At 74.0% G+C, this 23,707-nt stretch carries 23 protein-coding genes; 6 read left to right on the plus strand and 17 right to left on the minus strand.

Annotated elements, in window-relative coordinates:
* The first annotated feature begins 1 nt into the window (after position 1).
* Both AB0D28_RS06315 and AB0D28_RS06320 read left to right on the plus strand, forming a co-directional pair.
* Entirely contained in the window at positions 2-1,456 is a 1,455-nt protein-coding gene (locus AB0D28_RS06315) for a lyase family protein (RefSeq protein WP_357382835.1), read from the plus strand.
* Positions 1,457-1,551: 95 nt separating this feature from the next.
* Positions 1,552-2,451, plus strand: a complete 900-nt coding sequence (locus AB0D28_RS06320) for an ROK family protein (protein ID WP_357382837.1) — start codon at positions 1,552-1,554, stop codon at positions 2,449-2,451.
* A 69-nt stretch (positions 2,452-2,520) separates the two neighbouring features.
* On the opposite strand, the gene AB0D28_RS06325 is transcribed toward AB0D28_RS06320, so the two are convergent.
* The 11 genes from AB0D28_RS06325 to AB0D28_RS06375 are packed head-to-tail and all read right to left on the minus strand — an operon-like array spanning position 2,521 to position 14,237.
* Positions 2,521-3,270 (minus strand): enoyl-CoA hydratase, encoded by a 750-nt coding sequence (locus tag AB0D28_RS06325; protein ID WP_357382839.1) that lies wholly within the window; start codon positions 3,268-3,270, stop codon positions 2,521-2,523.
* Positions 3,267-5,381, minus strand: a complete 2,115-nt coding sequence (locus AB0D28_RS06330; RefSeq protein WP_357382841.1) for an acyl-CoA dehydrogenase family protein — start codon at positions 5,379-5,381, stop codon at positions 3,267-3,269. Before AB0D28_RS06330 ends, AB0D28_RS06325 begins: the two co-directional genes overlap by 4 nt.
* Entirely contained in the window at positions 5,378-6,106 is a 729-nt protein-coding gene (locus tag AB0D28_RS06335; RefSeq protein ID WP_357382843.1) for a co-chaperone HscB, read from the minus strand. Before AB0D28_RS06335 ends, AB0D28_RS06330 begins: the two co-directional genes overlap by 4 nt.
* Complete coding sequence (locus tag AB0D28_RS06340) at positions 6,103-6,897, minus strand: CoA-transferase (RefSeq protein WP_357382845.1); 795 nt, start codon at positions 6,895-6,897, stop codon at positions 6,103-6,105. The genes AB0D28_RS06335 and AB0D28_RS06340 overlap by 4 nt, the downstream gene beginning before the upstream one ends.
* On the minus strand, positions 6,894-7,724 hold the full coding sequence (locus AB0D28_RS06345) for an SDR family oxidoreductase (protein WP_357382847.1): 831 nt from the start codon (positions 7,722-7,724) through the stop codon (positions 6,894-6,896). The genes AB0D28_RS06340 and AB0D28_RS06345 overlap by 4 nt, the downstream gene beginning before the upstream one ends.
* Complete coding sequence (locus AB0D28_RS06350; protein WP_357382849.1) at positions 7,721-9,124, minus strand: 3-hydroxyacyl-CoA dehydrogenase NAD-binding domain-containing protein; 1,404 nt, start codon at positions 9,122-9,124, stop codon at positions 7,721-7,723. The genes AB0D28_RS06345 and AB0D28_RS06350 overlap by 4 nt, the downstream gene beginning before the upstream one ends.
* Positions 9,121-10,287 (minus strand): thiolase family protein, encoded by a 1,167-nt coding sequence (locus AB0D28_RS06355; RefSeq protein ID WP_357383221.1) that lies wholly within the window; start codon positions 10,285-10,287, stop codon positions 9,121-9,123. Before AB0D28_RS06355 ends, AB0D28_RS06350 begins: the two co-directional genes overlap by 4 nt.
* Positions 10,287-11,621 carry an AMP-binding protein gene (locus AB0D28_RS06360; protein ID WP_357382851.1) on the minus strand — a complete coding sequence of 445 codons (1,335 nt, stop codon included), beginning with the start codon at positions 11,619-11,621 and terminating at the stop codon, positions 10,287-10,289. The genes AB0D28_RS06355 and AB0D28_RS06360 overlap by 1 nt, the downstream gene beginning before the upstream one ends.
* Positions 11,618-12,256, minus strand: a complete 639-nt coding sequence (locus AB0D28_RS06365; protein WP_357382853.1) for a TetR/AcrR family transcriptional regulator — start codon at positions 12,254-12,256, stop codon at positions 11,618-11,620. Before AB0D28_RS06365 ends, AB0D28_RS06360 begins: the two co-directional genes overlap by 4 nt.
* Positions 12,253-13,086, minus strand: a complete 834-nt coding sequence (locus AB0D28_RS06370; protein WP_357382855.1) for a cyclase family protein — start codon at positions 13,084-13,086, stop codon at positions 12,253-12,255. The genes AB0D28_RS06365 and AB0D28_RS06370 overlap by 4 nt, the downstream gene beginning before the upstream one ends.
* On the minus strand, positions 13,083-14,237 hold the full coding sequence (locus AB0D28_RS06375) for an acyl-CoA dehydrogenase family protein (RefSeq protein ID WP_357382857.1): 1,155 nt from the start codon (positions 14,235-14,237) through the stop codon (positions 13,083-13,085). Before AB0D28_RS06375 ends, AB0D28_RS06370 begins: the two co-directional genes overlap by 4 nt.
* A gap of 215 nt (positions 14,238-14,452) precedes the next feature.
* Between AB0D28_RS06375 and AB0D28_RS06380 the strand changes: the two genes are divergently transcribed.
* Positions 14,453-15,220, plus strand: coding sequence for an enoyl-CoA hydratase-related protein (locus tag AB0D28_RS06380; RefSeq protein ID WP_357382859.1), 768 nt, complete (start codon positions 14,453-14,455; stop codon positions 15,218-15,220).
* A 9-nt stretch (positions 15,221-15,229) separates the two neighbouring features.
* The gene (locus tag AB0D28_RS06385; protein WP_357382861.1) at positions 15,230-15,859 is read left to right on the plus strand and encodes an enoyl-CoA hydratase-related protein; all 630 of its coding nucleotides are present in this window, start codon (positions 15,230-15,232) and stop codon (positions 15,857-15,859) included.
* Positions 15,860-15,978: 119 nt separating this feature from the next.
* Here AB0D28_RS06385 and AB0D28_RS06390 read toward each other — a convergent pair whose 3' ends face one another.
* The 6 genes from AB0D28_RS06390 to AB0D28_RS06415 form a co-directional block, all read right to left on the minus strand.
* Positions 15,979-16,398 carry a heme-binding protein gene (locus tag AB0D28_RS06390; protein ID WP_357382863.1) on the minus strand — a complete coding sequence of 140 codons (420 nt, stop codon included), beginning with the start codon at positions 16,396-16,398 and terminating at the stop codon, positions 15,979-15,981.
* Positions 16,399-16,436: 38 nt separating this feature from the next.
* On the minus strand, positions 16,437-17,642 hold the full coding sequence (locus AB0D28_RS06395) for a CaiB/BaiF CoA-transferase family protein (RefSeq protein ID WP_357382865.1): 1,206 nt from the start codon (positions 17,640-17,642) through the stop codon (positions 16,437-16,439).
* A 47-nt stretch (positions 17,643-17,689) separates the two neighbouring features.
* Positions 17,690-18,709 carry an ABC transporter permease gene (locus AB0D28_RS06400; protein WP_357382867.1) on the minus strand — a complete coding sequence of 340 codons (1,020 nt, stop codon included), beginning with the start codon at positions 18,707-18,709 and terminating at the stop codon, positions 17,690-17,692.
* Positions 18,706-19,632: an ABC transporter permease gene (locus tag AB0D28_RS06405; RefSeq protein WP_357382869.1), complete on the minus strand. Its 927-nt coding sequence runs from the start codon at positions 19,630-19,632 to the stop codon at positions 18,706-18,708. The genes AB0D28_RS06400 and AB0D28_RS06405 overlap by 4 nt, the downstream gene beginning before the upstream one ends.
* 61 nt (positions 19,633-19,693) lie before the next feature.
* Entirely contained in the window at positions 19,694-20,803 is a 1,110-nt protein-coding gene (locus AB0D28_RS06410) for a substrate-binding domain-containing protein (RefSeq protein ID WP_357382871.1), read from the minus strand.
* Between the two features lie 43 nt (positions 20,804-20,846).
* Entirely contained in the window at positions 20,847-21,692 is an 846-nt protein-coding gene (locus AB0D28_RS06415) for an ATP-binding cassette domain-containing protein (RefSeq protein WP_357382873.1), read from the minus strand.
* Positions 21,693-22,028: 336 nt separating this feature from the next.
* On the opposite strand from AB0D28_RS06415, the gene AB0D28_RS06420 reads away from it, so the two are divergent.
* Positions 22,029-23,138: an amidohydrolase family protein gene (locus AB0D28_RS06420; protein ID WP_357382875.1), complete on the plus strand. Its 1,110-nt coding sequence runs from the start codon at positions 22,029-22,031 to the stop codon at positions 23,136-23,138.
* Positions 23,135-23,512 (plus strand): hypothetical protein, encoded by a 378-nt coding sequence (locus tag AB0D28_RS06425; RefSeq protein ID WP_357382877.1) that lies wholly within the window; start codon positions 23,135-23,137, stop codon positions 23,510-23,512. The genes AB0D28_RS06420 and AB0D28_RS06425 overlap by 4 nt, the downstream gene beginning before the upstream one ends.
* Positions 23,513-23,707: the final 195 nt, after the last annotated feature.

Genomic DNA, 23,707 nt, shown 5'->3' on the forward strand with positions numbered 1-23,707 from the left:
CATGAGCCCGTCACTGACCGTCTACCAACAGCACCATCTGCGCGTCGTGTTCGACCACCACGTCGCCCACCTCTACCCGGCGATGGTCACGGCCAGCAAGGCCCACGTCGTGATGCTCGCCGAGCAGGGACTGATCTCCGACGAGGCCGCCGCGACGATGCTGCGAGGCCTGGTCGCCCTCACCGGCGACCGGCCGGAGGAACTGGAGTACGACGGCAGCGTCGAGGACGTCTACTACACGCTGGAGAAGCGGCTCGCCGCCGCGGCCGGCATCGAGGTGTCGCAACTGAGCGTGCAGCTCGCGCGCAGCCGCAACGACCTCGACGCCGGCGTGTTCCGGATGGTGCTGCGCGACCAGCTGCTCCAGGTGCTCGACGCGCTGCTGGCCACCGGCCGTACCGTGCTGGACCGCGCGGACCGGCACGCCGACGTGGTGATCACCGGCTACACGCACCGCCGCCCGGCCCAGCCGACCAGCATCGGGCACGTCTTCGCCGGCTACGCCGAGGCGCTCGCCGGTGAGGCCGCCGCGTACGCCGACCTGCTGGACGAGATGAACCGCTCGCCGCTGGGCTCCTGCGCGTTCGCCGGCACCGACCTGGACATCTCGCCCCGCCGACTGGCCGACCTGCTCGGCTTCGACCAGCTCATCGTCAACTCGTACGAGGCGGTGGCCGGCGCGGACCACCTCGTCCGGGTCGCCACGCTCAACGCGCAGGCGCTCGCCACCGGCGCCCGGCTGGCCCGCACGCTGATGGACTGGCTGAGCTGGGGCTGGGTGGTCACGCCCGGCGAGTTCACCCAGGGCAGCAGCATCATGCCGCAGAAGCGCAACCCGGTGGTGCTGGAGCACCTCGTCTCGATGGCGGGCGCCTCGGCGGCCGACGCGGCGAGCGTGCTGAACAACGTCGGCGCGGCCTGGTGGGAGGACTCCAACAACGCCACCACCGACGTGCAGGCCCGGCTCTGGGACGGCGACGACCGGGCGTACCGGTTCTTCTCGCTGCTCGGCGGCCTGATCGAGAAGCTTGACCCGCTGCGCCCGCCGTCCGGTGAGGAGATCGTGGCCTCCGGCGCCACCACCACCGCGGCGGCCGACGCGCTGGCCCGCCACGGCGTGCCGTTCCGGGGCGCCCACTCGCTGCTCGGCCGGCTGGTACGCGGCGGCGCTCCGGCCACCTGGACCGGGGAGCTGGTCCGGTCCACCGCGGCCGACCTCGGCCTGACGCTCGACGGCGCCGCGGTACGGGACCTGCTGGCCGCCGCCGTCCGCCCCGAACTCGTGCTGCGCCGGGCCCAGGCCGACGGGCCCGGCGAGACGGCCGTCCGGGACCAGGTCGGACGACTGTCTACAATGCTCGACGCGGTGCAGGAGCGGGCGCAGGCGTTGCGCGACCGGCTGACCCGTGCCGACGCGGCTCTCGCCGAGGCGGTCACGGCGAGGGCAGGCCAGTGACGGGCCGGCCGACGCCGCTGGCCGTGGTCGCGGACGTCGTGTCGCGGCGACCACGTGATCTGGACCGACGGCCCGAAGGGCGATCTGACATCACCATGGAACGACCGGCAAATCCGCGCCTGCTCGGCATCGACTTCGGCGGCACCAAGATGGCCATCGGCGTGGGTGACACCGACGGCCGGCTGCTCGTCTCCGAGCGCCTGCCCACGAACGCCGAGCAGGGCGCGCCGCAGGCCCTCACCCGGGCGCTGGACCGGGCGCGCGACCTCGCCGAGCAGACCGGCGGCACCATCGTCGCGGCCGGCATCGCCTCACCCGGCATCGTGCACGACGACGGCATCGAGCTGGCGCCGAACGTCCCCGGCTGGGAGCGGCTGCGGCTGGCCGACGCGGTCCGCGCCCACCTGAACCTGACGCACGTGCGGGTGGTGAACGACCTGAAGGCCGCCGCGCACGCCGAGCTGCGGCTCGGCGCGCTGCGCGACGCCGACCCGGGACTGGTCGTCGGGCTGGGGACCGGGGTGGCCGCGGCGGTCACCGTCAACGGCGAGGTGCTGCCCGGTCGCCACGGCGCGTCCGGCGAGATCGCCTACGGACTGACCGACCTCAGCTGGCCGCCCCGCCTGGAACCGATGCTGGAGGCGACATTCTCCGGCCGGGCCCTCGACGAGCTGGCGCAGCGGCTCGGGGTGGACGGCCGGGCGGCCGGCCTGTGCGCGGCCGCCGAGCAGCCCGGCCCGGTACGCGAGCAGCTCCGCCTCCGGGTGGACGAACTGGCCCGCCAGCTGGTGACGTGCTGCCTCCTGCTCGACCCGCAGCGGATCGTGCTGGTCGGCAGCGTCGCCGGCAACGACCTGGTGCGGGAGCTGCTGACCGAACGGCTCAACCACACGCTGCCGTACCCGCCGGAGATCGTGCTGTCGGACTTCGCGCAGGACGCCGCGCTGCTCGGCTCGCTCGCCCTGGCCGTCGAGGCGCAGCCCGCTGTGGTCTGACCGCAACCACCGGCAGACGCCGCCGGGCGGGGCGCACAGGAGCGCCCCGCCCGGTTCACGCCGGCCGGCTCACCTGCGGAACGCGGCCACCGCCTCCTGGATCGCCGGCCCGGTCGCCGAGGACGCCTGCGCCCACGACTCGAACTCCAGGGCGGCGGCGAAACCGGACGTCTCCGCGGTGCGCACCGACGTCTTGATGTCCCGGGCCAGCGCCGGGTCCAGCGCCGCCCACCGCTCGGCGCGCTCGTGCGCGGCCGCCAGCGGGTCGTCGGCGAGTGTCGCGGCGAGCCCGACGCGTACCGCCTCTGGTCCGTCCACGCTCCCGCCGTCGAGCAGCAGTTGCAGGGCGCGCTCCGGGCCGAGCGCCCGGGTGAGGAACCAGGTGCAGCCGCCCCCCGGGTGCAGGCCGAGCTTCGTGAACGACGCGATCAGCTTCGCCTTCGGCCCGACGATCCGGGTGTCGCACGCCAGCGCCAGGTTCAGCCCGGCGCCCACCGCCGGTCCCTGCACCGCGGCGATCGTCGGGATCGGCAGCGCCCGTACCCGCAGGAAGCTGTCGTAGACGCGGTGCAGGTCGGCGCGGATCTCCGCGACGCCGCGGCCGGGCTCGCCGAACATCGCGGGCAGGTCGGCGCCCGCGCAGAACGCCGTGCCCGCGCCGGTGACCACGAGCGTACGGGCGTACCGGTCGGCGGCCACCTCGGCGATCGCGTCACCGAGCGCGTCGCGCATCTCCGCGTCGATGGCGTTGCGCCGGTCCGGGTCGTTGAGTGTGAGCGTCCAGCGCCCGTCCGCGTTGTGCAGTTCCACTCTGCTCATGACTCGTCCTCCTGCTCGGTCAGCCAGGACCAGACGCCCGCGCTGCCGCGCGGCACCAGCGCCGCGCCGAGCGTGGCGGCCCAGAACCGCTGAGTGCCGTTCTCGTCCCGCCAGGACCAGAGCCTGCGGGTGGACAGGTGCAGCGGGTGCTCCCGGGTCACGCCCATCGCCCCGTGCAGTTGGTGCGCGCCGCGCGCCACCAGCGTCGCGGCCCGGCCGCTGAGCACCCGCGCGGCGGCGACCCGCAGCGGGTCCGGGCCGGCCAGCGCGGCGTCCACCGCGGTGCCGGCCAGCAGCGTGTGCGACGTCATCCGGGCCAGTGTCTGCCCGACCGCCTGGAACGCCAGCAACGGCCGGCCGAACTGCTCCCGCGTCGTCACGTGCTGCCGGGTGTGCTCCACGGCTGTCTCCAGCGCGCCGGTGAGCGCGGCGGCGGTCAGCAGCGCCGCCTCGGCGCGTACCGTCGCGGCGGGGGCGGCGCCGGTGAGCCGCATGCCGTCGGTGACCGGCACGTCGAACGCGACGTCGTCGCGCGGCTCGGCGGCCAGGTTGCGGCCGGGTGCGACCCGGACGCCGGGATGGTCGGCGGGCACCACGAAGGCCTCGTCGCCCGCGTACACCAGCAGGGTCCGCGCGGCGGCGGCCCACGGCACGCGGGCGGCCGTGCCGCGCAGCCGCCCGCCGGCCACCGTGAGCCCGCCTCCGGTGACCACAGTGGCGACGCCGTCGGGCAGGTCGCGGCCGGCGGCGGCGAGCTGCCGGGCGGCCAGCACGGTCTCGGCCAGCGGTAGGGAGACGCCGTGGCGGCCCAGCCCGCGTACGAGCGCGGCCAGGTCGGTGAGCGTGCCGCCGGAGCCGCCCGCGCCCTCGGGCACCGACACGCCGGTCCAGCCCAGCTCGTGCACCGTGGACCAGAGCGCGGGCAGGCCGTCCGGGTCGCCGCCGTGCCCGCCGAGCACGTCGTCGGTCAGTTCCCGCAGCTCGTCGCCGCCGCGCCGGGGCGACCGGGCGGCGTCCTTGGCGATGATTGTGCGCAGCACCTCGGTGGTACCGCCGCGGATCGAGAAGCCCGGCGCGGCCAGCAGCCCCTGGGCGAGCAGCCCGGCCGGTCCGTCGCCGTCGGGGTCGGGCTCGACGTCGAGCACGGTACGGGCGATCTCGTTGACGTCCGCCTCGAACTCGGTGCCCAGGTCCTTCAGCACCGCCGCCGCGTGCACCGGGGCCCGCCCGCCGTCCAGCTCACCGGCGATGCGCCAGGCCAGGCCGCGCAGCCCGGCCAGCCGGGCCAGCGCCTCGCCGAGCACCGCGTCCGCGTCCCGCCGGTCCGCGCACGCGTCGATCGTGGCGGCCAGCAGCGGATACGTGCTGAGCACCCGCTCCATCCCGCCGCGCTCGAAGGACAGCTGCTCGGTGACCTGCGTCCAGCCGTTGCCGGCGGTGCCCAGCACGTGGTCGCCGGGCACGCGCACGTCGTCGAAGACGACCTCGTTGAAGTGGTGCTCGCCGCGCAGGTCGACGATCGGCCGGACGGTGACACCGGGCGCGGACATGTCCACGATCAGCTCGGTCAGCCCCTCGTGCCGGTCGCCGCCGGTGCCGGTACGGCACAGCACGTAGGCGTGCGTGGACCGGTGGGCGTGACTGGTCCAGATCTTGCCGCCGGTGAGCCGCCAGCCGTCGCCGTCCGGGCGGGCGGTGGTACGCACCGAGGCGAGGTCGCTGCCGGACTCGGTCTCGCTCATGCCGAGGCAGAACGTCACCGCACCGGCGGCGATCGCCGGCAGGTACCGCTCGCGCAGCGCGGGGGAGCCGTACCGCAGGACGGCCGGGCCGATCTGCCGGTCCGCGATCCAGTGCGCCGCCACCGGCGCCCCGGCGCGCAGCAGCTCCTCGGTGACCACCAGCCGGGCCCGGTTCGAGCGGGCCTGCCCGCCGTACTCGCGCGGCCAGGTCAGGCCGATCCAGCCCCGGCCGGCCAGCGCGCGGCTGAACTCCGTGTCGTACGAGCGCAGCCACGCGTCGCACACCGGCCGGAACCGGTCGTCGTCGCGCCACTCGCCGACCAGCTCCCGTACCTGCCGGCGCAGCTTGCCGAGATCGTCGTCAGTCATCCCCTGTCCGTTCCCTTCGCCACTGAGTAACCGCGCGCGGCGGCCCGCCGCAGTACGCCGACCGCCGCGGCGCGTTCGGCGTCGCCGACCGGCGGCGCGGGCGCCGCGTCGCCGACGGGTACGCCGAGCGCGGCCAGGTGGCCGCGCAGCACCTCGCCGTCGGCGGTGACCTCCTCCAGCCGTGGGTCGGCGCCGAGCCGCACCACGCCCCACCGGGTGTGCAGCCGCACCAGCGCGTCCGGTGCGGGCGCGGCGGTCACGTGCTCGACCGCGCGCACGATCCGGCGCGGATCCCTCGCCCCGTGCAGGAGCACCAGTTCCCGCGCCGCCGCCGCGATGTCGGCGGCGCCCCCGCCGCCGGGCAGCCGCACCGTGGGCCGCTCCCGGGGGCCCAGGTACGACGAGTTGATCCGGCCGCGCAGGTCGACGTTGCCGGCGTCGAGCACCACCCGGTCGAACCGGTGACCCATCGCCAGCAGCACGTCGGCGGTGCCGCCCAGCCAGCCGAACCCGTCGGCGTACGCGGGGTAGTCGGTGGTGCTCGTCGGCACGTCGGCGCCGGGCCGGTGCGCGCTGGCGCCGGCCTCGAAGACCTGACTGAACGGCTCGCCGGGCAGCGCGTACGCGCACTGGCCGGCGAGCACCGGCCAGTGGAAGCCGGTGAACACCCAGCCGCCGCGCCGGAACTCCCGAGCCGCCCGGACCAGGAAGTCGGCGGTGGTCACCGCACCTCCTCGGCGAGCCACCGCCGGAACCCGTCGGGCGTGGCCGAACAGCTGGCGTACCGCTCGTACGCCCGCACGTCGCGCGGGTACCGGCCGACCGCGCCGTCCGGGCGCACCGCGCCGGGGTGCTCGACCACCGCGTCGACGAGCAGCCCGGGGATGCTGATCCCGGCGGCGCGGACCGTCTCCGCGTCGGTGACCTGCTCGGCGACGAGCACGGTACGGCGGGACGCCTGGGCGGCCACCAGCACCTCACCCAGCGGGCCCCGGATCACGCCGTTGCCGCCGGTGTCGGCCAGGTCCACGTGGACGAACGCCACGTCGGGCCGCTCGGCCCGCACCACCCGGGCCGCCCCGAACGCCGAGTCGACCCGGGACAGCCGGCCCCGGCTCCAGTCCTCGTCCACGTAGCCGGTGCCGGGCAGGTCCGGCACCGGCATGAACGGCACCCGCCAGGCGCCGGCGGTGAGCGCGGCGGTGAGCAGCCCGAGACTCAGCTCGTGCAGCGTGACCCGGGTGTCGCCGTCCTGCGCGGCCCGCCGGAAGTTCCAGGCCGGCGCCGGGCCGACCGGGCTCCAGCAGTGGCCGTACGTGGCCGACCGCAGCACGCCGGCTCCGAGCAACTGGTCCATCAGCAGCCCGCCGGAGGCGATCACCACGTCCACGTCGCGGATCCGCTGCCGGATCATCTCGTGGCCCACGGCGAACAGTTGCGCGCCGAAGTTGCCCAGGTAGACCCGCCGGCCCGGTCGTACGTGCTCGGCCACGACGGCGGCGAGGGCGCGGCTCACCGGTACGCCTCGGCCAGCATGTGCAGCCCCGGGCCCAGGTGCGCGCCGCCGTCGAGCTGGATGAGCTGGCCGGTCATCATGGCGGCGGCCGGGCCGGCCAGGAACGCCACCAGCTCGGCGACCTCCTCGGCGCGGGTCGGGCGGCGCAGCGGCGTGGCCCGGTCCACCAGGTTGTCCCGGACGTGCCGGTCGGCCTCGGCGTCGAGCGCGGCGGTGAGCACCGTGCCCGGCCCGAGGCAGTTGAGGCGGATGCCGTCGGCGGCCCACTCCAGGGCCAGCGTCCGGGTCAGCCCGAGCACCCCGGCGCGGGCCGCGACGGCGTGCGCCATGCCCTGCCCGCCGCGTTCCACACCGGACAGCGACATGTTCACCACCGCGCCCCGGGCACGCCGCAGGTACGGGTACGCGGCGGTGGTGAGGTGGAAGACGCTTGTCAGGTTCAGGTCGACCACTGCCGCCCAGCCGCCCGCCGAGATCCGCGTGGCGGGGGCGAAGAACTGCCCGCCGGCGTTGTTCACCAGCAGGTCGATGCCGTGCGCCTCGCCTGCCCCGGCGACGGTGGCGGCGGCGCGGTCGTGGTCGCGGACGTCGCAGACCGCGTACGTGTAACGCCCGCCGCCGGTGGCCGCCTCGCCGGTGATCGCCTCGCCGGTGGCGGCGAGCGTGTCCGCGTGCCGGCCCAGCCCGGTGACGTGTGCGCCCAGCTCCACCAGGCGTACCGCCACCGCCCGGCCGATGCCGCTGCCGGCGCCGGTCACCACGGCGTGCCGACCGGCGAGGAGGCCGGCGCGCAGCACACCCACGCCGGTGTCGTCGTCCCGCGTCACCGGGCGGCCCTCGCCTCGCCGATCGCCTGCCGCCGCAGCAGTTGCGCCGGCCGGTAGCGGGGATCGCCGAACGCGTCGGCCATCGACCGCAGCGCCTCGTACACGGTCCCCGCCCCTGTCGATCGCAGCGTCTCGAACGGGCCGCGCGGATGGTTCATCGCCAGTCGCAGCGCCACGTCCACGTCGTCGGCGGTGGCGGTGCCCTCCTCGACCACGGTGGCCGCCTCGTTCACCAGGCAGTGGGCGAGCCGATCGCCGACCAGGCCGGGCAGCGCCGGCACCCGCACCGACGGCGCGCCGAGGTGATCCAGCAGCCGGTCGACGAAGCCGGGGACGGCGACGCCCGCGACCGGGTCCTCGACCACCTCGGCGAACACGGCGTCGTCGGCGCGCCGGTGCAGCCGGATCCAGCCGACCTCGGCGGGCAGCACGTCGGCCCAGCCGGCGTCGGAGCTGTCCAGCACCACGTTCTGCCGCCCCGCCAGCCGGGCCAGCTCCGCCACCCGCTGCGGGGTCGGCGCGCCGAGGCTCACCACGCGGGCCGCCGGACCGTTCGGCGGCCCGGGCCGCCGGACCACCCGGGCGTTGGCGTCGCGCGGCGACTCGGCGGCGTAGTCGTAGAAGCCGCGGCCGGCGGCCTTGCCGGTCAGGCCGGCCCGGACCAGGGCGCGCACCTGGGGGATGGGCCGGTAGCGGGGGTCGCCGAACTCGCGCAGCGCGGTCTCCGAGGAGGCCAGGTGCGTGTGCAGCCCGGTGAAGTCGAGCAGTTGCAGCGGTCCCATCGGGTGCCCGAGCGCGCCCCGGGCGACCGCGTCCACCACCGCCGCCTCGACGCCCTGCGCGAGCAGGAGCTGCGCCTCGTAGTACAGCGGCCGGCAGACCCGGTTGACGATGAAGTTCGGCGAGTCCCGGCACACCACAGCGGTCTTGCCGAGCGACTCCACGAGCGCCAGCGCCCGCCGTACGGCCGCCTCGCCGGTGGCCGCGCCGGAGATCACCTCCACCAGGCGCATCCGGGTGGGCGGGTTGAAGAAGTGCAGCCCGAGCAGGCGTTCCGGGGCGCCGAACGCGCGGCCCATCTCGTTGACGCTCAGCGACGACGTGTTGGAGGCGACGAGCAGGTCCGGCCCGCCGGCGGCGGCGACCCGGGCGAGCAGGGCGCGCTTGGCGTCCATGTCCTCCACGATCGCCTCGATCAGCACGTCGGCGCCGGCCAGCGCGGTCTCCACGTCGGCGGCGGCGTCGAGATCGCCGGTCGCGCCGTCGGCACGGATCCGCTCCAGGCCGGCGCGGCCCAGCTCGGCGGTGGCGTCCACGACCCGGACGGTGTGCCCCGCCCCGGCGAGGACCTGCGCGATGCCCCGGCCCATCGGGCCCAGGCCGACCACGACGGCGATCACCGGGTCACCCGCTCGATCACCGCGGCGATGCCCTGCCCGCCGCCGACGCAGAGGCTCGCCACGCCGTACCGGCCGTCGCGGCGGGCCAGCTCGTGCAGCAGCGAGACGACCAGCCGGGCGCCGCTCTGGCCGGTCGGGTGGCCGAGGGCGATGCCGCCGCCGTTGACGTTCACCCGCTCCTCGTCCAGGCCCAGCGCGCGCACGTTCTGCACGATCTGCGCGCCGAACGCCTCGTTGATCTCGAACAGGTCCACGTCGCGTACGGTCAGCCCGGCCCGGCGCAGGGCGAGCGGGATCGCCTCCGCCGGTCCGACGCCCATCATCGTCGGGTCGACGCCGACTGCCGCGAACCCGACGATCCGGCCCAGCGGGGTGAGCCCGTGCCGCCGTACCGCCTCGCCGCCGGCCACCACCACCGCGGCGGCGCCGTCGGCCATCTGGCTGGCGTTGCCGGCCGTGACGGTGCCGCCGTCGGTGAAGGACGGACGCAGCCGGGCGAGCCGGTCCGGTGTGGTGTCGGGGCGTACCGTCTCGTCGCGGTCCAGCTCGTCCAGCGGCAGCACCTCCCGGGCCATCGCGCCGGACTCCCAGGCGCGGGCCAGCCGCTGGTGGCTGCGCGCCGACCAGGCGTCCTGGTCGGCGCGGGACACGCCGAACTCGCGGGCCACCTTCTCCGCCGTCTCGCCCATGCTCATGCCGCAAATCGGGTCGGTGCCGCCGTCGCGCCAGCCGTCCTGGAGCAGGACGTCGCCGCGCCGCACCCCGTCCCAGCGCAGCGTGTACGGCGCCAGGTACGGCATCGTGCTCATGCTCTCGGCCGCCACCGCCAGCGCCACGTCGGCCTCGCCGGACAGCACCGACCGGTGCGCGAGCTGCACCGCCTTGAGGCCGGAGGCGCAGGCCATGTTGATCGTCTGCGCCGGGACCGGCACCGGCACACCGGCCGCGAGCGAGATCTGCCGTCCCGGGTTCGGCCCGTTGCCCGCCTGTCGGCAGTTGGCCACCACCGTCTCGTCCACCGCCTCGGCGGGCACGCCGGCCCGCGCCAGCGCCTCGGCGCCGGCCAGCCCGCCCAGGCGCACCACCCGCACGTCGCGCAGCGCGCCACCGTACCGGCCGTGCGGGGTCCGCACGGCGCCGACCAGGAACGCTTGCCTGTCCATCACGGAGCCTCTCGGTCGGCGCGTACGACGCGCTTGCTCTTGTGGGTGCTGCGCGGCAGCGTGCCCTCGGCGACGGTCTCCACCACCGCGCGCACCGTCAGCTCGGCGCGCACGGCGTGCGCCAGCTCGCGCGCGACCCGCCGGCCGTCGCCGGCCACCTCGACGCGCAGCTTGATGCCGGTGAGGTAGCCCGTCGCCGGGTCGGTGACGTCCTCGTCGAGGACGATCAGGTATTCGCCGCAGGTGCCGGGCGTGGCCCGGACGACCTGCTCGACTGCGGACGGGAACAGGTTCACCCCGCGTACCACGAGCATGTCGTCGGCCCGGCCGACGACGCCGCCCGGCAGCCGGGCGAGCGTGCGCCCGCACGGGCAGGCGGCGCTGTCGCGGACCACCACGTCGCCGGTCGCCCACCGCACCAGCGGCGTGGCCCGCTTGTCCAGGTGGGTGAGCACCAGCAGGCCGGGCGTGCCGTCGGGCACCGGCTCGTGGGTGTACGGGTCGAGCACCTCGGCGTACGCGAAGTCCTCGGCCAGGTGGCCGCCGGCCTGTTCCTCGCACTCCCAGGCGATCGGCTGGAACTCCAGGCTGCCGTACCCGTCGAAGCACTTCGCGCCCCAGCGCTGCTCGATGTGCGCGCGGGTGGCCGGCACCCCGGCGCCCGGTTCGCCGCCGACCTGGATGCGCCGCACCGGCGAGTCGCGCAGCGGGGTGCCGGCGCGTTCCGCGGTCTCGGCCAGGTGCAGCATGAACGACGGTGTGCCGCCGACGGCTGTGGTGCCGTACCGGAAGATCGTGTCGATCTGGCGCTGGGTGTCGCCGGAGCCGGCGGGCAGCAGCGTCACGCCGATGCGCTGGTAGCCGGCTGTCGCGCCGAGCCCGCCGACGAACCAGGCGTAGCTGAACAGGCACTGGTACACGTCGGTGTCCCGCACGCCCTGGCTGTACGCGGCCCGCGCGTACAGGTCGGCCCAGCGGTCCAGGTCGTGCGCGGTCCACAGCACCGGGGTGGGGTTCGAGGTGGTGCCGGAGGAGAAGTGCACGCGGCGGCGGTCGGCGACCGGCGCGGCGACGGCGCTGCCCCACGGCGGGTGGGCGGCCAGGTCGGCCACGTAGTCGGCCTTGCCGACCAGCGGCAGGCGGCGCAGGTCGGCCAGTTCGCGCACGTCGCCCGGGTGGAAGCCGAGCGCGTCCCACCGGGTGCGGTAGAAGTCGCTGGCGGTGTACACGTAGGACAGTTGCGACTTCAGGCGGGTGAGCTGGTACGCGGCCAGCCGCTCGCGCGGCCACGTCTCGGCCTCGTGCCAGTGGCGCTCGGAGAACGGCCCGGTCATCGCGGGCTCCGGCGCAGCCCGCCGACGATGAAGTCGGCGTACTCGTCGGCGAGCCGCTGGCGGGTGTTGTAGTCACCGCGCTGCGGGTCGTACCAGAGGCTGATCCAGTTCAGCGCGCCGAGCAGCGGCTTGGTGGCCAGCCGGCTGTCCACCTCGCGGAACACCCCGGCCTTGCGGCCCTCGTCGATGACGTCGGCGAAGATCTGCTCGTACCGGTCGCGCATGGCGATCACGGTCTCCAACGCCTGCTGCTGGGCCGGGGCCTCGCCGAGCCGGCGCATCTCGACCGCGCGCATCGCCACCCGCTGGAACGAGTTGCGGGTCATCATCAGGCCGGCGTGGTGGTGCGCCATCCGCCAGAGCCGGTTGGCCGGATCGAGGCCGGCGTTGCCGGCGATCGGCTCGATCCCGTCGATCAGCTCCTGCATGCCGGTGGTGACGATGTCCAGGAAGACGTCCGCCTTCGCCCGGTAGTAGTGGTAGACGCGGCCCTTCGTGGCGCCCATCTCGCGGGCGATGTCGTCGATGGTGGTGGCCGCGTACCCGTTGCGGGTGAACGCGGTGGCGGCGGCCTCCAGGATGTCCCGCCGGCCGGGGGCGGGCGGACGCGCGGTGGTCTCGTCGTCGGCGGTCATGCTGTGGTCTCCGGTGCGGTGGTGTCGGGTACGACGGCGAGCGGGCGGATCGGCGACCCGGTGCCGCCCCGGATGGACAGCGGGGCGGCGATGAAGAAGAAGTCCCAGACCCGCTCGGCGGCCAGCGGCGCGAGGTTCATCGCCTCCATGATCGGCACGCCGTTGTCGACGAGCAGGTGGCAGTGCACGGCCAGCGCGGGGCTGGGCATGTGCTCGAACGCGATGGTGTCCGCGCCGGCCGCCACCACGCCGTGGTCGGTGAGCCAGCGCGCGCCGCTGACGTCCACGCCGGGTGCGCCGGTGGCGACACCGAGGTACGCGGCGTTGTCCGTCCACTTCTCGTCCCAGCCGGTGCGCACCAGCACCACGGCGCCGGGGCGGGGGCGGGGCCGGTCGGCGAACCAGCGCTCGAACAGCTCCGCGCCGACGCCGTCGGCCGGTGTCAACGGCCGGCCGAGCGCCACTGTCGCGTCCACCAGGTGACCGGGCGCCAGCATCGGCGGCAGCTCGTGCACCGACACGTCCGGCACCCCGCCGGCGTACGACTGGCTCGCGGTGACATCCACGCCGCCGTACACCTTGCCGAGCCGGGAGACGTGGGCGAGCCCGTCGACGTGGGTGCCCACGTGTCCGCCCGTGGTGATCATCTCGGCGGCGGCGGAGACGCCGTCCGGGTACATGATCTCGCCGTGCCGCTTGGTGAGTGTGAAGCTGTACGGCGGGTGGTTCGGGTGGTGCGGGATGCCCGTGTACATCTGCTGCGCCAGGTCGAACACCCGCGCGGCGCCGGACGCGGGCCAGTCGACGCTCAGCCGCCAGGACGCGCTCATGCCGCCACCGACGCCTTGATCGCCCGGCCCAGCACCAGCCGCTGGATCTCCGAGGTGCCCTCGTAGATCTCCAGGATCCGCTGGTCCCGGTAGAGCCGTTCGGCCGGGCAGGGCTTGCAGAAGCCGTCGCCGCCGAACACCTGCACGGCGGTGTCCACCGCCCGGTGCGCGACCTCGCTGGCGTACAGCTTGGCCATCGCGCCGAGGATGCCGACGTCGCCGCCCTCCTGGTGCGTCCGGGCGGCCTCGAACGTGATCATCCGGGCCGCGGTGATGCCGGTGGCCACGTCCGCCAGCGGGAACGAGATGCCCTGGTTGTCGATGATCGGCCGGCCGAACGTCTCCCGCCGGGCCGCCTCCCGCGACGCGACGTCGAAGCCGGCCAGGGCGACGCCGAGCGACTGGGCCGCGACGCTGATCCGCCCGGCGGACAGCGTCCGCATGGCCAGCCGCATGCCCCGGTTGAGGTCGCCGAGCACGTCGCCGTCGGGCACCCAGATGTCCAGCTTGAGGTTGCTGGTGAGCGTCCCGCGGATGCCCATCTTGTCCTCGTACCTGTCGATGACCACGCCGTCGGCGTCCTTGTCCACCAGGAACGCGGTGATGCCGCGGGTGCCGGCCTGCGGGTCGGTCAGCGCGAAGACCACGTAGTACCGCGACGCGCCGCCGTTGCCGATGTAGATCTTCTCGCCGCGTAGCCGCCAGCCCGCGCCCTCGCGCTCGGCTGTGGTGCGGATCCGGGCGGCGTCGCTGCCGGCACCCTCCTCGGTCAGCGCGAAGCTGATCGCCTCGCCCCGGGCCAGGCCGCCCAGGTAGCGCTCGCGCTGCTGGGGCGTGCCGGCCAGCATCAGCGGGGTGGCGCCGAGCGCGTACGCGGTGAGGATCGCGCCGGTCGACGGGCAGGCGCGGGAGACCTCCTCGATGACCGCGCAGGCGGTCACGAACGACGCGCCCCGCCCGCCGTGCTCGCGTTCCACGAGCAGCCCGGCCAGCCCCTGCTCGACGAGCACCCGCACGCTCTCCCACGGGTAGCGCTGCTCCCGGTCGAGTTCCTCGGCCAGCGGCGCGAAGTGGCGTGCCGCCACGTCCCGGGCGAGGTCGCGCCAGTGGCGCCCCTCGTCGTCGAGGCGTGGCTCCCAGATCACGGACACGTGGTGCCTCCCGGTTCTCCGGCGCGGGCCGGTCGTTGCGCGCAGCGCCATACCGTTGCGTATGTCTAGATGTCTAGGTGGTGCCAGGCAGGCATGTCAAGCGCTTCCCGGATGCTGTTTTCCCTTGTGCATTGCGCTTCTTCCGCCGTCCACGAAGATCTTGACGACATACCGAAGAGTATGTTCGCCTGGTGTGGACGACAGGGAGGTGATCCGTGGAACCCGTCGGTTACGCGGTACACGACGCGGTGGCGGTCGCCACCATCGACCGGCCGCAGACACGCAACGCGCTCAGCGCCGACGTCCTGCGCGCGCTCGCCGCGGCGATGGACCGGGCCGAGGCCGACCCGGCGGTACGGGTGCTGGTGCTGACCGGCGGCCCCCGGCTGTTCGCCTCCGGCGCGGACATCCGCGAGCTGCGCCGCACGTCCCCGGCCGACTACCTGCTCTCCGAACGGCTGGAGTGCTGGCACCGGTTCGCCCGCTTCGGCAAGCCGGCCGTCGCCGCCGTCGCCGGATACGTGCTGGGCGGCGGGTGCGAACTGGCCATGACGTGTGACGCCGTGGTCGCCGCCGACTCCGCCGTGTTCGGCCAGCCGGAGATCAACCTCGGCATCATCCCGGGTGCCGGCGGCACGCAGCGCTGGGCCCGTGTCGCCGGCCGGTTCCGGGCCGCCGAGCTGGTCCTGGGCGGTCGCCTCGTGGACGCCTGGACCGCGCAGCGCATCGGCCTGGTCAGCCAGGTGGTGCCCGCCGAACGGGTGGTCGAGGCGGGGATCGCGCTGGCCGCCTCGATCGCCGCCCGCAGCCCGGTGGCGGCCCGCCTCGGCAAGCAGGCGCTGCGTACCGCCGAGGAGGTCGGCCTGACCGCCGGCCTCGCCCACGAGCGTTCGCTGCTGCTGACGCTGCTGTCCACAGACGACCACATCGAGGGCATCGACGCGTTCCTGGAGAAGCGTCCGGCCCGCTTCACCGGCCGATAGGAGAGACACGTGACGCAGGTACACGAGGCCACCGACCCGGGTCCGGGCGAACGGCTCGGCCCGGCCGCCCGCGCGGCCCTGCTCGACGCGCTCAAGCGCCACGCCCGTACGCCGGGGGAGCCGCTGCTGATCCGGGTCCAGGGCGACGCCTGGCGGCACGAGCCCGACGACCTCGCCCAGCCGGTCGTACGCGGGCAGTTGCACGAACTGGTGCTGCGGGTGCAGGCCGCGCCCGGCCCGGTGGTCGTCCACGTGACCGGCGCGGTACGCGGTCTCGGGCTCGGCCTGGCGCTCGCGGCGGACCTGCGCGTCGCCGCGCCGACCGCGACGTTCGGCACCGGCTCGCCCGCGGCGTTCCTGGCCGGCGGCGCCGGACGGCTGCTCGCCGGTGTCGCCGGCGCCGGCGTGCTGGCGCACCTGGCCTGGACCGGCGCCACGCTCGACGCCGAGGAGGCGCTGCGGCACGGCCTGGTCGGCTCGGTGTCGGACGATCCGGACGCCGGGGCCGCGCTCGCCGGGAGGCTCGCCTCGATCGGCGCGGGCCCGGCCTCGGCGCTGGCCCGCGCGCTGCGCGGCCGGGACCGGCCGGAGCTGACCGCCGCGCTCGACTACGAGTCCTGGCTGGCCGGCATCGAGTGAACCGGCCGCTCCGGCCCGCCCCGGCCGTTCCGCCCCGGCGGGACCAGCCGGGGCGCGCCGGGCGGGAGCCGGCACGGGGCCGAGGGCCGGGCGGCCCCCCTCCCGTGCCGGCATCCGGCTCACGCGACGGCGTCCAGCCCGGCGCGCGCGACCTCCATGTCCTGCGTGTAGTGCCCGCCGCTGACCCCGATGCCGCCGATCACCGCGCCGTCGGCGGTGATCGGGTAGCCGCCGCCGAAGACCACCAGCCGGTCGATGCCGGTGGTCGCACCGGTGGCCAGCGGCGCGTCGTCCTTGATGAAGTCGTACCAGCCGTCGGTGGGCATGCCGAATCCCGCCGCCGTGTACGCCTTGTCCTGCGCGACCTGCACCGACAGCAGCGCGGCGCCGTCCATCCGGGCGAACGCCTTCAGCACGCCGCTCTCGTCGACGACGGCGATGACGCAGGGCAGCGCCATCTGCTCGGCCTTGCCGATCGCGGCGGCGAGGATCCGTTGCGCCGCGCCGATGGTGACCGACGTCTTGGTGAAGTTGTCCATGAGGGGCTTCCTTCCGTGGTGGGTGGGTGGAGCGGGGCTCAGACGACGCCTGCGGCGCGCAGGCGCGAGATCTCGTCGCCGTCGAGTCCGGCGACGTCGCGGAGCACCTCGTCGGTGTGCTCGCCCAGCTCGGGCCCGACGCGGCGGACACCGCCGGGCGTCGCGGTCAGCTTGGGCACGACGTTCTGCATCGGGAACTCCCCGAGGTCCGGGTGCTCCAGCCGGACGATCGCGTCCCGGGCGGCGAAGTGCGGGTCGGCGAGCATCTCCTTGGCGGTGTAGATCCGCCCGGCGGGCACACCGTGGCGGTGCAGCAGCTCCAGCAGCTCGTCCCCGGCGTAGCCGGCGCACCACTTGGCGATCAGCTCGTCCAGCTCGCGCTGGTGCCGGCCGCGGTCGGTGTGCCCGGCGAACCGCGGGTCGGCGGCCAGCTCCGGCTGCGCCATCGCCTCGGCGAGCCGCCGGAAGACGGTGTCCTGGTTCGCCGCGATCACCACCATGCCGCCGTCGGAGGCGACGTAGACGTTGCTCGGCGCGATGTTCGGCAGGATCGAGCCGGTGCGTTCCCGGGTGTAGCCGCCGATCGCGTACTCCGGCACCAGCGACTCCATCAGCGCGAGCACCGACTCGTAGATGGCGCTGTCGACGATCTGGCCCCGGCCGGTCGCCTCGGCCACCCGCAGCGCGCCCATCGCGCCCACAGCGGCGAACGTGCCGGCCAGCGAGTCGCCGATGCTGATGCCGACGCGGCTGGGCAGCGAGTCGGGATCGCCAGTGGTGTAGCGGATGCCGCCCATCGCCTCGCCGATCGAGCCGTACCCGGCGCGTTCGGCGTACGGCCCGGACTGCCCGTACGCGGACACCCGGACGATCACCAGCCGCGGGTTGATGCCCCACAGCACGTCCGGGCCGACGCCCCAGCGCTCCAGCGTGCCGGGCCGGAAGTTCTCCACCAGCACGTCGGCCTCGGCGGCGAGCCGGCGCAGCACCTCCTGCCCCTCCGGGACGCGCAGGTTGAGGGTCACCGAGCGCTTGTTCCGGCCGAGCACCGGGAACCACAGCGACTTGCCGTACGGGCGCTCGCGTCCCCACTCGCGCATCGGGTCACCCCGCCCCGGCTCCTCCAGTTTGATCACGTCGGCGCCGAGGTCGCCGAGGATCTGGCCGCAGAACGGCCCGGCCAGCAGGACCCCGGCTTCGATCACGCGCAAGCCGGACAGCGGGCCGCGGGCGTAGTCGTTCATGTCGTCCCTGTTCTCTCGTCGGTCGTCTCGTTGGTGCGGGCGGAGGCTCAGGCCGGCACGGCGTGCGGCCGGGCCTCCGGTTCGGGTTCCGGCTCGGGGGAGTGCCGCTGCGTGCGCTCGCGGATCCAGCCGAGCGACACCGCGCCGAGCAGCGTCACGCCGAGCAGGATGTCGCCCAGCGGCAGCGGCATGCCGCGCAGCCGGAAGATGTTCAGCACGATGCTCAGCGAGAGCAGGCTCAGGAACGCGGTCATCGGGCTTCCGTGCCCGCCGCCGGCCAGCCGGAACCCGGCGATCAGCAGCGCGCCGTAGACGTACAGCTCGGTGCCCTCGCCGAGGGTGATGGCCGAGGCGCCGGTGCGCATGACCTGGACGCAGCCGGCGACCGCGGCGGCGGTGCTGGTCAGCACGAACAGCGCCAGCCGGACCCGGCCGGCCCGGATGCCGGCGCGGGCGGCGACGACCTCGTCGCCCCCGGTGGCCCGCAGGTGGGTGCCCCAGCGGGACCGGCGGACCAGCGCGCTGCACACCAGCGCGAGTCCCAGCACCACCAGGACCGGCACCGGCAGCGGCCCGATCGTGGTCTTCAGCGCGGTGCTCAGCTCCGGGGTGTACGCCGCCACCGAGCTGCCGTCGCTGATCACCTTGGCCAGGCCCCGGGCGGCGACGAGCATGCCCAGCGTGGCGATCAGCGGCCAGACGCCGAACGCCAGGGCGAGGACGCCGTTTGTGAGTCCGGCCAGCAGCCCGACGCCGAGCGCGGCGAGCACGCCCGCCTGCCACGAACCCGAAGCGGTGTAGACGGTGGCGTAGACGACCGCGCCGAGGCCGAGGACCGAGCCCACGCTCAGGTCGGCGACGCCGCCGGTCATCGCCAGGCTCGCCGCCAGCAGGATGATCGCCGGGGCGAGCAGGTCGCCGAGCATGCTGGAGATGTTGGCGCGGCTGGCGAAGTCGGGCGCGAAGCTCAGCGCGGCGGCCAGCGCCACCACGAACAGCAGCACGCTCGTGGCGGACGGGCGGCTGAGCAGGCCGGTCCATCCGGCCCGGGTACGTGTGGTCGTCATGGTGTGCTCCTGACGCTGTTGACGGCGAGCGCGACCGCGAGCACGACTCCCTCGACGACCGGCTGCCAACTGGAGGAGACCCCCCAGGTGACGATGGCCGTGGGCAGCGTGTTGAGCAGCAGCAGCGCTGCGGCGACGCCGACGAAGCTGCCCCGGCCGCCGGTGAGCGCCATCCCGCCGAGCAGCAGGATCGAGATCACCCGGAACTCGGTGCCCGGGGTCAGCGTGGACTGGACGATGTCGCCCTGGGAGGCGAGGACCAGCCCGGCGAGCCCCGCGACCAGGCCGCAGAACACCAGCGCGCCGGCCTGGATCCGGTCCGGACGCAGACCCCGTACGAGCGCGGCGTGCCGGTTTCCGCCCACCGCGACGACGTGCCGGCCCAGGCGGATCCGGCCGACCACGAACGCGACGGCGGCGAGCAGCAGCACCATGATCCAGAAGACCCGCGGTACGCCGAACAGGTCGCCGGCGACGTGCCGGCGCAGGAAGCTCTCGCGCGGGATCGGCACGAACTCGATGAACAGCCGGGTGGTGCCGCTGACCAGGAACATCGTGCCGAGGGTGGCGACGATGGGGTGGATGCGCACGCGCACGATCAGCACCGCGTTCACGATGCCGATGAGCGTGCCGAACACCAGCACCGCCACCAGGACCACGGCGAACGACGCGCCGTCGGTCAGCAACTGGGCGGCGATCAGCGCGGCGGCGACCGCCGTGACGCCGACGGACAGGTCGAACTCGGCGCCGCTGAGCATCACCAGGCTGACGCCGACGACGAGGACGCCGATGAACGCCATGTTGAAGGCCACGGCGATGACGGTCTGGTGGGACAGGAAGGCCGGCGACTTCGCGGCGGTGGCTAATACCAGCGCGACCCAGAGCGCGACCAGGGCGAGTGTGGCGCCGTGGCGGCGGAGCACGGGAAGGACCGTGCTCCGCCGGACGGCTGCCTGCGGGGCAGACAGGGACATGGTCAGGTGCTCACTTGTCGAGCCCGTACGTCTCGGTGCCCGCGGGACAGTACTGCTCGGCGGCAGACTTGGCCGGGGCGTCCTTCGCGTAGAGCGCGTCGATCCGCTCCTTGAGCGGGGGGATGGACGGCACGGCGTCCTTCGGGAACGCGCACACCGGGTTGAACAGCGCGTTCGGGTCCTTCGGTGAGTCGACCACGGGGATCTTCTCGCCGCCGACCATCCGGTCGAGGATCGTGTAGATCTGCTTGGCGTAGCCCTCGTACCAGAACGCTGTCGAGCCGCCCAGGCCCGGCGTGTCGACCCCGAACAGCATGAGGTCGGCGCCGAGGCCGTAGCCGTAGATGTCACCGGCGCGGCTGAGCTGCTCCGCGGCGTTGATGGTGCCGATGATCATGTTGTCGTTGCCGCCGAGCGCCAGGATCTTCTTCGCGTCGGGCTTGGAGACCAGGATGTCGCGGGCGACACCCTGGGCGCCGTCCGGCGTGGTCGGCGAGTTGCGCCGGGTGATGACGCCGTCGATGTCCGGGCACACCTCCTTGAGTCCCTTGAGGATGCCCTCGGTGCGCAGCAGCGCCACGTCACCCGACTCCTCGTTCTCCAGCACCGTGACGAGGTCCGGCTTGCAGTCCCACTTCTCCTTCGCGTACGTCCCGCCGGCCCGGCCGGACAGCCGCCCCGACTCGACGTTGTTGATCCCGAAGAAGTGCGCGCCCGGGTGGGCGATGTCGATCGCGATGACCGGGATCCCGGCCTTGTTGAAGATGTCCATGATCTGCGGCGCGACCTTGCCGTCGCCCTGGAACTCCACGACGTGGGTGACGCCGCGCGAGACCATCGTCTCGGCGTTGGCGACAGCTGTCGGCCCGTCCCGGTCGTTGTTGAGCACGAGAATCTCCCACCCGCGCTTCTCGGCCTCCTTGCGCATGCCGACGTCGATGGCCCCGAGGACGGGGCTGGCCGGCTCCGCGAAGTTGGCGAACCCGATCCGGACGTCCTTGGCCTCCATCGCCTTGCCCTCCGCGGGCGCCGCCGGGGCGGCCCCCTCGGTGGAGCAGGCCGCCGCCGTCATACCCAGCGCGACGACGAGCGCGGCGCTCGCGAACGATCTGCGTCTCACTCTGATCCCTTCTCTCGGCTTGCTTCGGCCGGTGTGGCCGGTGTCAGGACTCGGTCACCGTCGCGGCGGGCGCCGCTCCGGTGATCAGCGCGACGATGTCGCCGGAGGACGCCTCGGCGGTGGTCAGCTCGCCGACCGTGCGTCCCTGTCGCATGACCGTGACCCGGTCGGCGACGCGGAAGACGTGTTCGAGGTTGTGCGAGATCATCAGCACGGCGATGTCCTGCTGTTTGAGCGCGGTGATGATCTCCAGGACGTGCCCGGACTCGGTGACGCCGAGCGCCGCGGTCGGCTCGTCGAGCATCACGATGTTGCGGCCCCACATGGTGGCCCGCGCGACGGCGAGCGCCTGGCGCTGCCCGCCGGACATCGAGGACACGTGGGAGGACAGCGAGGGCAGCCGGGCGCCGATGCGGTCGACGGCCTTCTGCGTCCGCTGCGCCATCGCCCGGCGGTCCACCAGGCGCAGCAGCCGGGACACCGGGCCGCGGCCCAGCGGCTCCCGGCCGAGGAAGACGTTCTCCGCCGCGCTCATCGAGTCGATCAGTGACAGGTCCTGGTAGACGGTCTCGATGCCGGCGTCGAGCGCGTCGGCGGGACCGGCGAACCGGCGGGGCGTCCCGTCGACCAGGATCTCGCCGCGGTCCGGTGTGACCACGCCGGCGAGCGTCTTCACCAGCGTCGACTTGCCGGCGCCGTTGTCGCCCATCAGTGCCATGACCTCGCCGCGCCGCAACGTCAGCGACGCGTCGCGCAGTGCCCGCACGGCGCCGAAGCTGCGAGCGATGCCCCGCGCATGCAGGACCGGTGTGGTGGTGGGGGGTGGGACCTCGTCCCGGCGGCGCTCGACGTCCCCGGGACGTGGGACTGCCGCTGCCTGCTCTGTCATGCCGAGGGAGTCAAGCAATGTATGCAATCACTGTCAAGGGTTCGCGATGAGGCGAGGCCTGTAGCGCTCCAGGTTGGGTTCCATTCGACCCGACGTGTCGAGAAAATCGGGAAAAACGCCAGGTGATGGCGTCGCCGCGGTGCGCGCCGGCCGCCCTTGTTGGCGGCGGCGCCTTCTTGACCACCCGGAAGTGCGCCCCTATGTTGTGTACATTCTCGGGCCGATGGTGGCCGCGATCACATGCCGCGCACTGCTGCGACGGGCGGCCGGCGCGGTGACCGGCCGTGCCCGTCCACCGCCTCGTCGCACTCCCGTCGACAGGAGAACGGAGTTGACATGATCAATGGGATGGTCGTGGTGGACGGTGTCGTCCACGGGTACGACTTCCGGCCCGGGAACCGGGCGCCGCACTGCTCCCAGGCCGCGTACGACGGCATGGTGAACGCGCTGTACCGCATCGGCCACACCTCGGTCGAGTCGCCGGCGCCCGGTTACCTCATGACCCGGGACGAGTTCACCGCCGGCTGGACCGCCGAGGAACTGGCGGACATCGTGTTCGTGGAGAGCGCCGTCGACGTGATGATCTACCACGGGGTGGAGATCGACGGGTTCTTCGACGGCGGCGCGTCGCCGTACGAGCTGGGCCGCGAGCTGAAGCGGCGGTACCCGGACCGGGTGCTGCTCTTCGCGCCGGTGGATCCGCTGCGCGGCCCCGCCGAGCTGGACCTGATGCAGCAGCGCGCCGAAGAGGACGACATCGACGGGTTCAAGTTCTACCCGACGAACGGGCTGATCGACCCGGAGGTGAACTCCTCGAAGCTGATGCTGCTGGACGACCGCGAGCTGGCGTTTCCCTACCTCCAGAAGGCTCTCGACCTCGGCGTCCGTCACATCGGCGCGCACAAGGCGGTGCCCGCCGGGGCCGGGCCGCGGGTGCTCAACCACGTGGACGACGTGACCTGCGCGGCGATCGCCTTCCCGGACCTGACGTTCGAGGTGGTGCACAGCGGCTGGGCGTTCCTGGAGGACTGCGCGCTGCAACTGCGGACGCACCCGAACATCTGGGCGACGATCGAGTCGGTGTCGAACATGATCGTGCGCAAGCCGCGCCGGTTTGCCGAGATCGTCGGCATGCTCATGATGCACGGCGGCACGGACCGCATCATGTTCGCCACCGGCGTGCCGTCCGCGCACCCGCAGCCGATCATCGATGCCCTGATGAGTTTCGAGATGCCCCGGGACCTGGTGGACGGGTGGGGCTTTCCGGAGTTCACCCCGGACGTGCTCGCCAAGCTGATGGGCGGCAACGCCCTGCGCCTGCACGGCCTGGACGAGGAGAAGGTGCGCGCGGCGGTGGCCGGTGACGAGCCGGCCCGGCGGCGCGAGGAGTATCTCGCGCACGCCCCCCGGCCGTGGGCCCGCCACCGGGAACGGCTGGCCGCGTGAGCGGCGTGGACCCGGCCGCGGCCGAGCTGCGGGCACGCCTGCTGCGGGCCTGCAACACCGTCTACGACCCCTGCGGGCTGGGTGTCGGCCGGCGCGTGGGCATCGTCGACATGGGGCTGGTGCGTGACGTGCGGGCGCGCCGGGAGCCGGACGGCCGGCTGCGGGTGTCGCTCGACCTGATCACCACAGGTCCGTTCTGCATGTACACGCCGTTCTTCGAGCAGAGCGTGCGGCGGGAGATCGGACGGCTGGCGCCGGAGGTCGACGAGGTCGAGGTCGAGTGGGGCGACAGCACCGGCTGGTCCGAGGCGTCGATGACCGAGCACGGCCGGGAGATCCTGAGCGTCGGTCGTCCGAGGGCGTCCGCCCACTGACGCGCATCGAGATCCGCACGTCGGAAAAATACAATTTCTCCGTCCGGTCGGGGTGAATCCTGCCCCTTCCCGGGCTGCGGAAACGCCCTCTAACAGGGCTTATGTTTCGGCATTGTGAACTATTGACTGTCGATGTTGATCGTGTTGGACTGCGATTGCATGCAACCCGAGGCGCCGTCCCGCGCCAGGTTCGGT

This window comes from Micromonospora sp. NPDC048169, assembly GCF_040652815.1.
In the GTDB taxonomy this organism is placed as follows: Bacteria; Actinomycetota; Actinomycetes; order Mycobacteriales; family Micromonosporaceae; genus Micromonospora.

What these genes read in the sequence shown, in the direction of transcription:
- AB0D28_RS06365 (WP_357382853.1), bottom strand. Translation starts at nt 12,256, where the DNA reads ATGACCGCCGACGACGAGACCACCGCGCGTCCGCCCGCCCCCGGCCGG.
- AB0D28_RS06390 (WP_357382863.1), bottom strand. Translation starts at nt 16,398, where the DNA reads ATGGACAACTTCACCAAGACGTCGGTCACCATCGGCGCGGCGCAACGG.
- AB0D28_RS06355 (WP_357383221.1), bottom strand. Translation starts at nt 10,287, where the DNA reads ATGGACAGGCAAGCGTTCCTGGTCGGCGCCGTGCGGACCCCGCACGGC.
- AB0D28_RS06360 (WP_357382851.1), bottom strand. Translation starts at nt 11,621, where the DNA reads ATGACCGGGCCGTTCTCCGAGCGCCACTGGCACGAGGCCGAGACGTGG.
- AB0D28_RS06330 (WP_357382841.1), bottom strand. Translation starts at nt 5,381, where the DNA reads ATGACTGACGACGATCTCGGCAAGCTGCGCCGGCAGGTACGGGAGCTG.
- AB0D28_RS06395 (WP_357382865.1), bottom strand. Translation starts at nt 17,642, where the DNA reads ATGAACGACTACGCCCGCGGCCCGCTGTCCGGCTTGCGCGTGATCGAA.
- AB0D28_RS06325 (WP_357382839.1), bottom strand. Translation starts at nt 3,270, where the DNA reads ATGAGCAGAGTGGAACTGCACAACGCGGACGGGCGCTGGACGCTCACA.
- AB0D28_RS06415 (WP_357382873.1), bottom strand. Translation starts at nt 21,692, where the DNA reads ATGACAGAGCAGGCAGCGGCAGTCCCACGTCCCGGGGACGTCGAGCGC.
- AB0D28_RS06315 (WP_357382835.1), top strand. Translation starts at nt 2, where the DNA reads ATGAGCCCGTCACTGACCGTCTACCAACAGCACCATCTGCGCGTCGTG.
- AB0D28_RS06400 (WP_357382867.1), bottom strand. Translation starts at nt 18,709, where the DNA reads ATGACGACCACACGTACCCGGGCCGGATGGACCGGCCTGCTCAGCCGC.
- AB0D28_RS06320 (WP_357382837.1), top strand. Translation starts at nt 1,552, where the DNA reads ATGGAACGACCGGCAAATCCGCGCCTGCTCGGCATCGACTTCGGCGGC.
- AB0D28_RS06370 (WP_357382855.1), bottom strand. Translation starts at nt 13,086, where the DNA reads ATGAGCGCGTCCTGGCGGCTGAGCGTCGACTGGCCCGCGTCCGGCGCC.
- AB0D28_RS06420 (WP_357382875.1), top strand. Translation starts at nt 22,029, where the DNA reads ATGATCAATGGGATGGTCGTGGTGGACGGTGTCGTCCACGGGTACGAC.